Below are 14,165 nucleotides of genomic sequence, written 5' to 3'. Positions count from 1 at the left end.
ATGACCTCCCTTGATTCACTTACAGAACACTGGTTGTCTACTGACCATGCAGCAGAGGGTGCCAGTACAGCGTTACGCTCATATTCAGGTACGCTACCGCCCGGGTTCCCGGCATCCACCATCTCCCTCATGAAAGCGTAACTCCTTACTGACACTCATTTTTTACACGTACAAAAACAACATCCTGCACTAAGGCAGGATGTTGTTGACTCAGATTTATGCTTCCAGCGGTGCACGCCAGTCATCGGCACCAGAAGTACCGGATTTGATGTGCTCCCACTCAACCTTACGGTAGGCCAGTGATACTGCGAGCAATTGCGTAAACTCACGCTGTGCAGGGTCCTGGCAGTGCGGCATATGCAGGTTCATGTCCACAATCGTCGCGTCAGTAAGACGTGTGGTGAAGTAGTGCTCCTGCTTGCCTTCAACAGAGGTACGCCACCAGTGCAGCTCCACTTTCGGCAGCATTTCACCGGAGGCCAGCGCGTTGTACAGCAGCGGAACGGCTTTGTTCAGCGCCACGGTGAAAATGAACGGTTTGTGAGCACGCTGCCCGGAAGGCTGACCAGACTGCGGATCGGTTGGAACAGTAACGTTATGCAGAAACTCCTGCACCAGCATTTCATCTTCGTGTCCCTGCACGTAGATATTGCCGACAGAATCTGCGGTGAAAGCACCGGCAGTGATGTTCCCCTGGGTCTGACCTGTAATTGAAATGTAACATGGGGTTGGCATTTATGAACTCCTTGTGAAATTATCAACTGCTGTTTTACGAACAACCCGTCGTTAATCCCCGACAGGTTAGAGTGTGATGCGGCTCACATCAGGAACCACACCCTTTTCTTTATTCGAGTTACAGGCACACGTAATTAGCACCTACCGAAAAACTCTTTTATGGTGTTTAAATATATTTTTAGTCAATTTCAGAACACGGTCACATAAGCTAAAAATATATCAACATCAACAGTAGAATTATCCATAACGTATCCTTACCCCCATAAAAACCTACAATTTCGTCAAAAATCAATTATTACAACACTTACTTCACCATCGTTCCGGCACGCAATTAAGATATTCCTTAAAGAAATTTCTTATGATGTATTGCTAGCAATTAATTAATTTATAAAACCATACATAAAACTTATTAATCAATTTAATAAACACATATAAATCAATATGTTATGGCGCTTTATTGGCCGTAAAATTATATTCACCAAGTCTATAAATACCAAATTGATTTCACTATCATGTATTAATAATGAAGGATACATCTCTTTCAAAAATATAAATAGTTCTTTTAATATTTTATTTCACGAGTAGAATACCGATCACAACAGAAGGAAGGTTACATTATCTAACTGCCACTGAAACGGTATTGTCGGTATTTGTATGCAGTACGAAAATGCTGTGCTCATGGCCTGAACGGGAACATTTTTATGAGCAAAATGAACAACAATGGCGGCAGTGTCGCGCCGAAAGAAAGAATCAGCGTTCGGTATACACCAAAAGTTGATGGGGTGGCTGCTGATATCGAATTGCCGCTGAATTTATTGATCACCGGCAATCTGAAAGGGAAACCAGATAACACGCCGTTGGATGAGCGAACTGCCATTGCTATCAACCGCTATAACCTCAACGCAGTCATTTCAGAAGCTGACATTGAACGGGAGTTTGTTGTTCCGGCTGAACTCAGTGACGCACCCAATGAGCAAATGTACGTCAACCTGAAAGTCAAATCTATGGATGACCTTTCTCCTGACCATATTGCCAGCCAGGTACCAGAAATAAAACGTCTGCTCGAATTGCGTGAAGCCCTGGTCGCACTTAAGTCTCCACTAGGCAATATTCCGGCCTTCCGCGCACAACTTCAGGCGCTACTGGAAAACGAAGACAGCCGCGAGCAGCTGATCCAGGAACTGGGTATCGCCGTTCAGAAATAATTTTCACAGAAGGATATTCAGTATGTCAGTAAAGGAAGAAATTGCTCCCGTCAGCGCGTCTCAAACCGCCGCGCCCCCATCTCTGCTTGATGAAATCATGGCGCAAACCCGCGTCCAGCCTAAATCAGAAAGCTACGATATCACCCGCCAGGGCGTGAGCGCCTTTATTGCCGCCATGTTACAGGGCGACAGTAGCGCTGAACCTATCAATATCCTGGCCGTTGACGCCATGATTGCTGATATTGATGCCCGAACCAGCAGGCAGATGGATGCCATTATTCATGCCCCGGAGTTTCAGGAACTGGAATCCCTGCTGCGCTCGCTGAAGCTGCTGGTTGAACGCGCGGATACACGGGAAAACATCAAAGTCCATTTCCTGAATGTCACTCAGGAAGAACTGCTGGATGATTTCGAATTTGCACCTGAAATCACGCAGTCTGCGTATTACAAGCATGTATATTCAAGCGGTTACGGACAATTTGGCGGTGAGCCAGTGGCGGCGGTAATCGGCAACTTTGCCTTTAAGAACACCACGCCGAATATGAAGTTGCTGAAATATATCAGCCAGGTCAGTGCGATGGCGCACAGCCCGTTCCTCTCATCAGTATCATCCGAATTTTTCGGTCTGGACTCATGGACAGAGCTACCAGGGATCAAAGAACCAGGAGCCATCTTTGAAGGCCCGGCCTATTCCCGCTGGCGTGCCTTGCGTGAATCTGAAGATTCACGCTACCTGGGGCTGACTGCCCCCCGGTTCCTGCTGCGTCACCCTTACTCGCCAGATGAGAACCCAGCCAGGACCTTCCGTTACCATGAAGACGTCAGCCAGAGTCACGAGTCTTATTTGTGGGGGAACACCTCGTTTTTACTAGCTGCGAACCTGGCTGAAAGTTTTGCTAAATATCGCTGGTGTCCCAATATCATTGGCCCTTCCAGCGGCGGCGCAGTCAAAGACCTCCCGGTGCATCTGTATGAATCCATGGGGCAAATGCAGGCAAAAATTCCGACTGAAGTGTTGATCACTGACCGGAGAGAGTATGAGCTGGCGGAAGAAGGCTTTATCACACTGACCATGCGTAAAGGGTCTGATAATGCGTGCTTTTTCTCGGCCAACTCGGTGCAGAAACCCAAAAAATTCCCCAAAACCCCCGAAGGCAAGGCTGCGGAGACCAACTATAAACTCGGCACCCAGCTGCCATACTTGTTTGTTATCAGTAGGTTAGCGCATTACATCAAGGTAATTCAGCGCGAACAGCTTGGCTCATGGAAAGAACGCAGTGACCTGGAGCGTGAGCTGAACACCTGGATTCGCCAGTATGTTGCCGACCAGGAGAATCCGCCTGCCGAAGTCCGCAGCCACCGGCCATTGCGTCAGGCAAAGATCGAGGTACTGGATGTGGATGGTGAGCCAGGCTGGTACCAGGTCGCGATATCTGTCAGACCGCATTTTAAATACATGGGTGCCAGTTTCGACCTGAGCCTGGTCGGACGATTGGATAAGGAATAATCCGATGCAAAGACGGGATTCAGGACCAACCGGCAGTCTTTTTGAACGTATCCGTGAGGCGGCAAACCCACCTTCATACCAGAATCCAAAAGAAGCACTGATACGTTCCATCAGATGTAACCTGCGACAGGTCCTGAATACCCGCGCCGGCAGCTGTTATGGCTCACCAGAGCTGGGGATCGGCGATCTGGATAATGTGGCCTCCATCTCCATGAATCTCAGGGATTCAACTGCGCAGAAAATCAGGCACTGCATTCTGCGTTATGAACCCCGTATCACTGAAGTCACTGTTATCGTCGTCGCACAGGATGAAAATGCACCGTTAGAGTTGCGTTTTCGGATTGTGGCTTGTGTTGATTTCAGCGAGGCCAGAGATGTACTTGAGTTTGACATCGTGCTGGACAGCCACCAGCAATACCGAGTGGAGTAAACGTCATGCCCTTTGAGGAACGGTATTACCGCGAAGAGCTGGATTATCTGCGCCAGCTCGGCAAGCTGTTGTCCCAGGAAAAACCGCATCTGGCCCATTTTCTGGCCGAGAAAGAGGGCGATCCGGATGTGGAACGCCTGCTGGAAGCCTTTGCTTTTATGTCCGGCAGCCTGCGCCAGAAACTTGAAGATGAATTTCCAGAATTCACCCATGGGTTGATCCGTATGCTGTGGGCCAACTATTTACGCCCAGTTCCGGCCATGACGGTTATTGCTTATGAACCCAAAGCCAGTCAGTTAAAAGTTCCTGTTCAGGTCTGTCGTAATGAGCTGATAAGTTCAGATACAACCCGTACAACCGTTTCGGGTCGAAAACCCCTGCCAGACGACAAAGATAAATCAGAGTTACTCCCAGCCTGCCATTTCACGCTAGCAAGGGATATCTGGCTGCAACCGCTGCGCATTCTCGATACCCGCAACTCCAGCAGCCTGAAAGAAGGCGTCATCGATATCAGTTTCACCGCAGATAACAAAGTCTCCCCCGCCATGCTTGACCTGAACAAAATCACATTCTGGTTGGGTAATGAAGACGATTATACCCGACACCAGCTTTATCTGTGGTTTTGCGAATGCCTGATGGATGCGGAGCTGATTGCCGGAGAGCGCCACCTGCCGCTGCCGGATCTGTGGCTGGAAGCTGCGGGTTTTGACAACCAGGATGCCCTGCTGCCGTGGCCGAAAAATGTCCACAGCGGCTACCGGGTACTCCAGGAGTATTTCTGCTATCCCGAAGCCTTCTTCTTTTTTCATCTGCGCGATGTTGCGCCGCTACCGGACGATTTCCCGGTGAGTGCGTTTACGCTGCGCCTGCACTTTAACCGCCCGTTACCTGCTGACATTAAACTACGCCAGGATTCACTGCGTCTGCATTGTACGCCAGCCATTAACTTGTTTACGCATTACGCGGAACCCGTCAGGCCGGATGGTCGGATGGCGGAATACCCACTGCGCGCCAGCCATCGACACCCGGATGCTTATGACATTTTTCAGATAAGCACCGTCACCAGTAAAGCCAAAGTTTCAGGTACTGAATCCAGCCCTGGTAGCCAGGCGCGTGTCTGGCCCGAATTTGAAAGCTTCCAGCACCAGATGGAGTACAGCCGCCAGCGGGAAGTCGTCTACTGGCACCACCGGACTAAAACATCCCTGTTTCACCGCGGGCTTGAACATTCCATCGCCTTTGTCCATGCTGACGGCAGCATACCGGACCGTTCACTGTTTAACGATGATGTGATCACCACGTCATTACTCTGTACCAACCGGATGCTTCCGGCCCGGCTGCATACTGGCGATATCTGCGTGGCCGTCAACAAAAATCCGGCAGTGGCCTCATTTCGTAATGTCACGCGCCCGACACAGCCGCTCTGGCCAGTAACGGACGGCGACATGCACTGGTCGCTGATTTCCGCGATGAACCTGAACTACCTCTCGCTGCTGGACAGGGAGACACTGATCCAGATCCTGCGGACCTTCGACCTGCCAGGCGCTCACCATCCGCAACGGGCCAGACTGTCACGCCAGAAACTGGATGCCATAGAAAAACTCGAAACCAAACCTGTTGACAGGTTGTTTAAAGGCGTACCGGTTCGCGGGCTGGCGACCACGCTGTGGATACGTCCCGATCCGTTTATCTGCGAAGGTGAAATTTATCTTCTGGGTACCGTGCTCTCGCACTTTTTTGCCCTCTACGCCAGCATCAATTCGTATCACTGTCTGAAAATCATTAACACGGAAAGTCAGGAGTCCTGGGAATGGCAGGAGAAAATGGGCCAGCACGCCCTGATATAGCGGCAAAACCGCCGTTACCGGCGGATGTGCGCAACTGCAATTTCTATGTGCTAATGGAGGCGCTGTACCGTCGGTATGGCACGCCGGGCCAGGACATTTCCCTGCGTACCGAGCCTGCCCGGGAGATCGTGCGTTTCAGCTCTGACGCCAGTATCGGTTTTCCGGGTACGGACCTGAGTGCGCTTTCCCGTAGCCAGAACGGACAGTATGTACTGCAAACCCGGTTCCTGGGTTTTTCCGGCAGCCAGTCGCCGCTACCAGGCTATTATCTGGATCAGATGGCGCAGGAGTCCGCACAGAACGAAGACGGCCTGAAAGAATTTCTCGATCTATTCAGCCACCGCTGGACACAGTTTGCCTATCATGCCTGGCGCAAATACCGCTACTACATCTGCTTTCGTAACGGCGGTACTGACACCTTTTCACAGCGCATGTACGCACTGGTCGGGCTGGGTAATCAGAGCGTGCGTGACAGGCTTGCCATTAACCACAGCAAAATGCTGGCCTACGCCGGAATTCTGGCAACACCAGGCCGCGCGCCGGAGGTTATCTGTAATCTGGTGTCGCACTGTTTTGATTTGCCGGATGTCACCATTGAACGCTGGCAACTGCGTAAAGTCGCCATTGATCCGGCACACCAGAACCGGCTGGGTGTACGTAATCCGAAAGGAAAAACGGCTGGACATATTCCGGGACGCTCCATACTCGGCGTTAATTTTACCCTCGGCGCACGGGTGCCGGATCGCAGCGGAAAATTCCTGTTGCAGATTGGCGGCCTGTCGCAGGAGCGTTATCTCTCATTTTTACCCGATGGCGAAAATCACCTGCCGCTGACCATGTTCCTTTCTTTTATTCTGCGCGACCAGTTTGCCTGGGATTTACGGCTGTGCCTGGCACCACAGCAGGCTAAAGGGATGCGCCTTGGCGATTCGGCCAGCTCCCGCCTCGGCAGAACCAGCTTTATTGGTCAGCCGAAAGTACCGCCCGCCATCACAATCCGAATCAGGGAATAATTCTATGGAACCACATATGGCTGAGGAAAAACAGCAATCCCGCCAGGCCTCACTGACTTTACAGGTGATGAATGGCAACGAACTGGAAAGCGGACGTGCCGCAAAATGCCTGTTCAGCGAAAACGGCGGTGATATTGGCCATACGCCGGAATGTCACTGGCAGGTACAGGACCGGGCGGGAAGCATTGCTGCGCGTGCCTGTACCGTTATCCGGCACGACGGAGCCTATTGCCTGCGGTGCCTGACGCCGGGACTGATGATTAATCTGGCCCCGGTCTCTTCCGATGCGCTCATCCGCCTGCGCCAGGGGGATGAGATCCAGCTCGGCGCACTGGCGCTGAAAGTGTTTCTGCATGACGGTGCAGCTGTTACTTATGACGAGCGGATGGCGACCCCGGAAACGATTGTAATGAACCGCGACAGTCTGGCGGACACCCTGTTGACCACCGAGGGACAACCGGCGTATCCGGGAATGCCGTTCCAGCATCAGCTTGCCCCCACGGTGGCGCACGGTTTTTCCAGCGATCCGCTCCAGGCACTCCAGACGGAAAGCCTGATGGTGGCAGATGATCCGATCGCCCCACGCGTTTCCCGGCCCGTTGCCCCCGCCTCCGATCTGACAGGTGCAAACGGGATCAACACGCCGTTTATGGATCTGCCGCCCGGCAATGCCCGTCATGAGGACGGCGATGAATTTTCTGCCATGGCGCAGTACCACCTGGCCGTAACCCCGCTGCTGCGCGGTATGGAGTGTCCGCTGACGCTGCACAATTCTCAGGATGCGGATGAGTTTCTCGAAGAGGCCGGACGGGCGTTGCAGGCCGCCATTAAGGGATTGCTGAGTCTGCAACAACAACAGAACAGCCTGTCGGATAAACACCTGCGTCCACTGGAAGACAACCCGTTGCGCCTTGATATGGACTATGCCACCGCGCTGAACGTCATGTTCGCCGAGGGTAAAAGCCCGGTACATCTCGCCGCACCTGCGGCCATCGCCGAAAGCCTGCGCAACATCCGGCATCATGAAGAGGCCAACCGGGCGGCGATTGTGGAAGCGTTGCGTGTCATGCTGGACGCCTTCTCGCCGGGCAACCTGATGCGCCGCTTTGCGCAATACCGCCGCAGCCATGAGCTGCGCCAGAAAATGGACAACGCCTGGGCATGGCAGATGTACAGCAACTATTACGATGAACTGGCCTCCAGCCGACAGCAGGGATTTGAAATGCTGTTCAATGAAGTTTATGCCCAGGTCTATGACCGGGTGCTGCGCGAAAAACAGCGGGAGCCGGAAGCATGAACGGCAAAGCGTTTCTGGCCTGCGTTCTGATGAGCGTTGTGTTAACTGGCTGTGAAACAGCGAAAAAAATCAGCCAGGTGATCCGCAATCCGGATATTCAGGTCGGAAAGCTGATGGATCAGTCAACCGAGCTGACCGTCACGCTGCTGACCGAGCCGGACAGCAACCTGACGGCAGACGGTGAAGCCGCGCCGGTGGATGTGCAACTGGTTTATCTGAGTGATGACTCTAAATTCCAGGCCGCCGACTACGACCAGGTTGCCACCACCGCACTGCCCGACGTGCTGGGAAAAAACTATATCGATCATCAGGACTTCAACCTGTTGCCGGACACCGTAAAAACACTGCCGCCGATCAAGCTGGATGAGAAAACCGGTTATATCGGTGTCATTGCCTATTTTTCAGACGACCAGGCCACAGAATGGAAACAAATTGAGCCGGTAGAAAGTATCGGCCACCACTATCGCCTGCTCGTGCATATCCGCGCCAGTGCGATTGAGATGAAAAAAGAGGAAAACTGACGATGGCAACAATGAAAAACAAGGTGATCTGGCAGGAAGGGCTGTTTGCCCTGCCGCAGCATTTTCAGCAACAGCAGCGTCACTGCGAGTACCTGCTGACCCGTCGTCTGGATGCTCAGGGTGATTTTTTCTGGGGCTTTACGGAACTCTCCATCAATACCGAACTGCTTGCCCAGGGCAAAATCATGATTGACCGTGCGGCGGGCTGTATGCCTGACGGCACCGTATTCAGCATTCCCGACCAGGATCTGCTGCCGGAACCTTTCCAGCCGGGAACCCTTTCATCGAAAGAGAGCCACAATATTTATCTGGCGCTGCCTGTAATCAGCGACGTGATCAATGAAATCCAGGGGTTGCACAGCGCCGGTCAGGGTACGGAGCGTTACCGCCTCACCCATACCCGCGTCCGTGATTTTCACACTGACGAAGGCGACGAACAGCCGGTCGGTCTGGGGCAGTTGATCCCCAGGATAGTCAGCGGCGCAGATGATCTCAGCGCGATGGTGACCCTCCCCCTGTGCCGTATCCTCAATAAAAATGCTACCGGCGCACTGGTGCTGGACAACACCTTTATTCCCACCATTCAGGCCGTCCGTGTCAGCGGGTTGCTCGGGGCATTCTCCGGCGAGGTGCAGGGGCTACTTGCCACCCGCGCCGCCGACCTGGCCGGGCGCATCGGTTCGCCTGAACAGAGCGGGATCGCCGATGTGGCCGAATTTATGATGTTGCAGATGCTTAACCGCCATCAAATGCAGTTCACGCATCGTTCCCAACTGCACACGCTGCATCCGGAAGCCTTCTACCGGGATCTGGTGGGGCTGCTGGGAGAACTGATGACCTTCACCGAAGGTAATCGCCTGCCCTGCACCGTGGAGCCGTATAATCACCGGGATCTTACCGCGACCTTCACCAGAACAGTAATTCCGGAACTGCGGCGCGCACTCAATACCGTGCTGGTACCGCGTGCGCAGAATCTGCCGCTGTTCTTTTCAGAGGGGACCTGGATCGCCACCATCAGCGATCCCACACTGTTGCAGTCCTGCAAGCTGGTACTGGCAGTGCGCGCCAGGATGCCCTACGACCAGGTGCAGCGCCAGTTCATCCAGCAGTCGAAAGTGGCCGCTACCGACAAAATCCGCAGCGTGGTCAGCGTGCAGGTGCCGGGTATTCCGCTGCACACGCTTACCGCTGCGCCGCGTCAGTTGCCCTGGCATGAAGGTTATGTTTACTTCGAACTGGAAAAAGGCACCCCAGCCTGGCAGGACGTGATAAAAGCGGGCGCGCTGGCGCTGCATATCTCCGGCACCTTCCCCGATCTGAACCTTCAGCTCTGGGCGATAAGGGGATAAGTGAATGAGCGATATCAGCGATATGGGTGAACCGTCGGTTTTTCCCATGGAGCCGGAGAGCGGAACATCAGGACGTCAGTACCGTCTCGCCCTTCGCGGCAACAGCCTGAACCCAATGATTGACGCCGCCACGCCGTTGCTCGGCATGGTGATGCGTCTGTCCACCATGAACAGCCAGGCCATGCCGGAACACCTGTTTGCCCAGGTGGTAACCGATGTCCAGGCTGTGGAGCAACTACTCCAGGAGCAGGGTTACGAGCCGGGCGTCATTGTTTCGTTCCGCTACATTCTCTGCACATTTATAGACGAAGCGGCGCTAGGCAACGGCTGGTCCAACAAAAACGAATGGATTAAACAGTCACTGCTGGTTCATTTCCATAACGAAGCCTGGGGCGGTGAGAAAGTGTTTATCCTGCTCGAACGCCTGATCCGCGAGCCGGTACGTTACCAGGATCTGCTGGAGTTTTTATACATCTGTTTTTCGCTCGGCTTTCGCGGGCGCTACAAGGTTGCCATTCAGCAACAGGATGAATTTGAGCGGATCTACCAGCGCCTGCACCATGCCCTGCACAAACTGCGCGGTGACGCGCCATTTTCGCTGCTTCACCAGAAGAACAACATACAGGGCGGGCGTTATCAGTTAATCCGGCGGCTGACCATCAGGCATGTAATGTGCGGCGGTCTTGTTGTGCTGGCCGTATTTTATCTGTTTTATCTGCTGCGTCTGGACAGCCAGACACAGGATATTCTGCATCAGCTCAATAAATTACTCCGATAAGGACATCTTATGATCCAGATTGATTTAGCCACGCTGGTAAAGCGGCTTAACCCCTTTGCAAAACAGGCGCTGGAAATGGCTGCCTCGGAGTGTATGAGCCAGCAGGCCAGTGAGATCACCGTTGCCCATGTGCTGTTGCAGATGCTGGCTATCCCGCGCAACGACGTAAGGGTAATTACCGAACGCACAGGCATCAGTGCGGAGGAGCTACGCCAGGCGCTGACCGTGGAGAGTTATCCCAGCGGACGTTCCGCCGAAGGCTATCCCAGCTTCTCCCCGATGCTGGTCGAATGGCTCAAGGAGTCATGGCTGCTGGCCTCGGCCCAGATGCAGCACAGCGAACTACGCGGCGGCGTGCTGCTGCTGGCTCTGCTGCATTCACCGCTGCGCTATATTCCACCCGCTGCTGCCCGTCTGCTGACGGCCATAAACCGCGACCAGTTACAGCAGGATTTCGCGTCATGGACTAAAGAGTCCGCCGAATCCGTGAACCAGGTTGGCGGACAGGCACCCGGCACGCCTGAAACCGGCGACAGCGGGCTTGCCCGCTACGCCAAAAACATGACCGAAGATGCCCGTAACGGCAAACTTGACCCTGTACTGTGCCGTGACCATGAAATCGACCTGATGATCGACATTCTCTGCCGCCGTCGTAAAAACAATCCGGTGGTGGTGGGTGAAGCGGGTGTGGGTAAAAGTGCCTTAATCGAAGGGCTGGCGCTGCGTATTGTCTCAGGCCAGGTGCCGGACAAGCTGAAAAACACCGATATTATGACCCTTGACCTCGGCGCATTGCAGGCCGGGGCGTCAGTGAAGGGCGAGTTTGAAAAACGCTTTAAGGGACTAATGGCGGAAGTTATCTCGTCTCCTGTGCCGGTCATTCTGTTTATCGACGAAGCGCATACCCTGATTGGCGCGGGAAATCAGGCCGGAGGACTCGATGTTTCCGGGTTGCTGAAACCGGCGCTGGCGCGGGGTGAACTGAAAACCATCGCCGCCACCACCTGGAGCGAATACAAAAAATACTTCGAGAAAGATGCCGCGCTTTCGCGCCGCTTCCAGTTAGTGAAAGTCAGTGAACCTACCGCAGCAGAGGCCACCATTATTCTGCGTGGTCTGTCGGCGGTCTATGAACAGTCTCACGGCGTGCTGATTGATGATGACGCCTTGCAGGCCGCTGCGACATTAAGTGAGCGTTATCTCTCCGGGCGTCAATTGCCGGACAAAGCGATTGATGTGCTGGATACGGCCTGCGCCCGCGTGGCAATCAACCTGTCATCGCCACCAAAGCAAATCTCAGCGCTGACCACCCTGAGCCACCAGCAGGAGGCGGAAATTCGCCAGCTTGAGCGCGAGCTTCGCATCGGGCTGCGTACCGACACCTCGCGGATGACGGAGGTGCTGGTGCAGTATGATGTAACGCTGACGGCGCTGGATGAACTGGAAGCCGCCTGGCACCAGCAACAGGCGCTGGTACAGGAGATTATTACGCTACGCCAGCAGTTACTGGGCGTTGCAGAGGACACAGATGCCGTAGTGGATACGCCGTCAGAGTCAGAACAGGATAATACCGGTGCCGTACTGGCTGATGAAGCTGGCAGCGTACAGCCGGAAGAGACTGTTGAAACAGTTTCCCCGGTACAGCGTCTGGCACAGCTCACTGCCGAGCTGGACGCCCTGCATAACGACCGGTTGCTGGTTTCCCCGCACGTCGATAAAACGCAGATTGCGGCGGTAATCGCAGAATGGACCGGCGTACCGCTTAACCGCCTGTCGCAGAATGAAATGTCGGTCATCACCAACCTGCCCGTATGGCTTGGAGACACTATCAAAGGCCAGGACCTGGCGATTGCCAGCCTGCATAAACATCTGCTGACTGCACGCGCCGACCTGCGCCGTCCGGGACGTCCGCTTGGCGCGTTCCTGCTGGCTGGCCCCAGCGGCGTGGGTAAAACCGAAACCGTCCTGCAACTGGCGGAACTGCTCTACGGCGGTCGCCAGTATCTGACCACCATCAATATGTCCGAGTTTCAGGAAAAACACACCGTCTCGCGGCTGATTGGTTCCCCTCCGGGCTATGTCGGCTATGGCGAAGGTGGCGTCCTGACCGAAGCGATTCGCCAGAAACCCTACTCGGTGGTGCTGCTCGATGAAGTGGAAAAAGCGCACCCGGATGTACTCAACCTGTTCTACCAGGCGTTTGACAAGGGCGAGATGGCAGACGGTGAAGGCCGCCTGATTGACTGTAAAAATATCGTTTTCTTCCTGACCTCCAACCTTGGCTACCAGGTGATTGTCGAACACGCCGATGACCCGGAAACCATGCAGGAAGCCCTCTATCCGGTGCTGGCGGACTTCTTTAAACCTGCCCTGCTGGCGCGCATGGAAGTGGTGCCTTACATGCCGCTGTCGAAAGAGACGCTCGCTACCATTATTGCCGGGAAACTGGCCCGCCTGGATAACGTGCTGCGCAGCCGCTTTGGCGCGGACGTGATTATTGAGCCGGAAGTGACGGACGAAATCATGAGCCGTGTCACCCGCGCTGAAAACGGCGCAAGGATGCTCGAATCGGTCATCGACGGCGACATGCTGCCGCCGCTCTCGCTGCTGCTGTTGCAGAAGATGGCAGCCAACACGGCGATTGCCCGGATTCGTCTGTCGGCGGCAGACGGTGCATTCACAGCAGACGTGGAAGATGCTCAGGACGACGAGTCCGTCACAGAGGATGAAACGGTTTTATGAGCAGGTTGCGCGTTTTCCGGCAGACAGGATTGTTTATCGCGGGCCTGATGGCGGGCTTACCCGCCAGTGCCGCACCCGCAGAAACATCGTCAATGGCCGGTGTGGCGGTAGCTGTCGCCACAGCGACACCGCCGGATGCGACAGCCACGTTACAGGCCATGCAGTCCTGTCGCCAGGAGACGGCGGCGCTGGATCGGCTTGACTGTTATGACCGCATTCTTGCGCCGGAACAGGCTGGCTTTGGTGGTGCCGCACTGGTGAAAGCTCGTTACCAGGGTGAAGCCTGGACCCGTGCGACAGAACAGGAAAAACGCCGCCAGGGCAACACCACGGAGCTGCTGGTAACGCAAGTACCGGGTGAACGCCCGACGGTGGTGATAACCACCCCGGCTATCGGCCATGTTCCGCCGCGCCCGGTGCTGATGTTCAGTTGCGTGGACAATATCACCCGGATGCAGGTGGCGCTGATGCACCCTCTGGATGTCCATGATATCGCCGTCACCCTGAATGCCGACAGCCGGGCATTGCGCAGCCACTGGTTTGTGCGCGAGAACGGCACCCTGCTGGAGTCCAGCCGGGGGTTATCCGGTATCGATGAAATTAAGCAACTGTTCGGCGCAAAAACGCTGACGGTGGATACCGGCACAGACAACGCCGCCGGAAAGCTGACCTTTAACATTGACGGGCTGGCACGGGTTATTGCGCCGCTACGCGACGCCTGCCACTGGGCGGGAGAATAAG

Annotated in this window: 12 protein-coding genes; 11 read left to right on the top strand and 1 reads right to left on the bottom strand. The window is 54.5% G+C overall.

What is annotated here, in order from left to right; all coding sequences use genetic code 11:
• Positions 1-216 precede the first annotated feature (216 nt).
• Positions 217-735 carry an Hcp family type VI secretion system effector gene (locus QUE74_RS01210; RefSeq protein ID WP_001142963.1) on the bottom strand — a complete coding sequence of 173 codons (519 nt, stop codon included), beginning with the start codon at positions 733-735 and terminating at the stop codon, positions 217-219.
• Positions 736-1,436: 701 nt separating this feature from the next.
• On the opposite strand from QUE74_RS01210, the gene tssB reads away from it, so the two are divergent.
• Genes tssB through vasI form a run of 11 tightly spaced genes read left to right on the top strand, consistent with a single transcriptional unit; the run spans position 1,437 to position 14,164 of the window.
• Positions 1,437-1,940, top strand: a complete 504-nt coding sequence (gene tssB, locus QUE74_RS01205; RefSeq protein WP_000041479.1) for a type VI secretion system contractile sheath small subunit — start codon at positions 1,437-1,439, stop codon at positions 1,938-1,940.
• Positions 1,941-1,962: 22 nt separating this feature from the next.
• Positions 1,963-3,447 carry a type VI secretion system contractile sheath large subunit gene (tssC, locus tag QUE74_RS01200; RefSeq protein ID WP_000111584.1) on the top strand — a complete coding sequence of 495 codons (1,485 nt, stop codon included), beginning with the start codon at positions 1,963-1,965 and terminating at the stop codon, positions 3,445-3,447.
• 4 nt (positions 3,448-3,451) lie between these two features.
• The gene (tssE, locus tag QUE74_RS01195) at positions 3,452-3,877 is read left to right on the top strand and encodes a type VI secretion system baseplate subunit TssE (protein ID WP_001189666.1); all 426 of its coding nucleotides are present in this window, start codon (positions 3,452-3,454) and stop codon (positions 3,875-3,877) included.
• Between the two features lie 5 nt (positions 3,878-3,882).
• On the top strand, positions 3,883-5,724 hold the full coding sequence (gene tssF, locus QUE74_RS01190; protein WP_001115714.1) for a type VI secretion system baseplate subunit TssF: 1,842 nt from the start codon (positions 3,883-3,885) through the stop codon (positions 5,722-5,724).
• Positions 5,688-6,737 carry a type VI secretion system baseplate subunit TssG gene (tssG, locus tag QUE74_RS01185; protein ID WP_000896710.1) on the top strand — a complete coding sequence of 350 codons (1,050 nt, stop codon included), beginning with the start codon at positions 5,688-5,690 and terminating at the stop codon, positions 6,735-6,737. The genes tssF and tssG overlap by 37 nt, the downstream gene beginning before the upstream one ends.
• A gap of 16 nt (positions 6,738-6,753) precedes the next feature.
• The gene (gene tagH, locus QUE74_RS01180; RefSeq protein WP_001468491.1) at positions 6,754-8,034 is read left to right on the top strand and encodes a type VI secretion system-associated FHA domain protein TagH; all 1,281 of its coding nucleotides are present in this window, start codon (positions 6,754-6,756) and stop codon (positions 8,032-8,034) included.
• Positions 8,031-8,555: a type VI secretion system lipoprotein TssJ gene (gene tssJ / locus QUE74_RS01175; RefSeq protein ID WP_001013425.1), complete on the top strand. Its 525-nt coding sequence runs from the start codon at positions 8,031-8,033 to the stop codon at positions 8,553-8,555. The genes tagH and tssJ overlap by 4 nt, the downstream gene beginning before the upstream one ends.
• A gap of 2 nt (positions 8,556-8,557) precedes the next feature.
• Positions 8,558-9,904 carry a type VI secretion system baseplate subunit TssK gene (gene tssK / locus QUE74_RS01170; protein WP_000224520.1) on the top strand — a complete coding sequence of 449 codons (1,347 nt, stop codon included), beginning with the start codon at positions 8,558-8,560 and terminating at the stop codon, positions 9,902-9,904.
• 22 nt (positions 9,905-9,926) lie between these two features.
• Positions 9,927-10,682, top strand: a complete 756-nt coding sequence (icmH, locus tag QUE74_RS01165) for a type IVB secretion system protein IcmH/DotU (RefSeq protein ID WP_050541223.1) — start codon at positions 9,927-9,929, stop codon at positions 10,680-10,682.
• A gap of 9 nt (positions 10,683-10,691) precedes the next feature.
• Positions 10,692-13,424 (top strand): type VI secretion system ATPase TssH, encoded by a 2,733-nt coding sequence (gene tssH, locus QUE74_RS01160; RefSeq protein ID WP_000614317.1) that lies wholly within the window; start codon positions 10,692-10,694, stop codon positions 13,422-13,424.
• Positions 13,421-14,164, top strand: a complete 744-nt coding sequence (gene vasI / locus QUE74_RS01155) for a type VI secretion system-associated protein VasI (protein ID WP_000088848.1) — start codon at positions 13,421-13,423, stop codon at positions 14,162-14,164. Before tssH ends, vasI begins: the two co-directional genes overlap by 4 nt.
• Position 14,165 lies beyond the last annotated feature (1 nt).

The sequence above is a fragment of the Escherichia sp. 10290 genome (assembly GCF_030295155.1).
Taxonomy (GTDB): domain Bacteria; phylum Pseudomonadota; class Gammaproteobacteria; order Enterobacterales; family Enterobacteriaceae; genus Escherichia; species Escherichia coli_F.
This window is presented reverse-complemented; position numbering and strand designations above follow the sequence as displayed.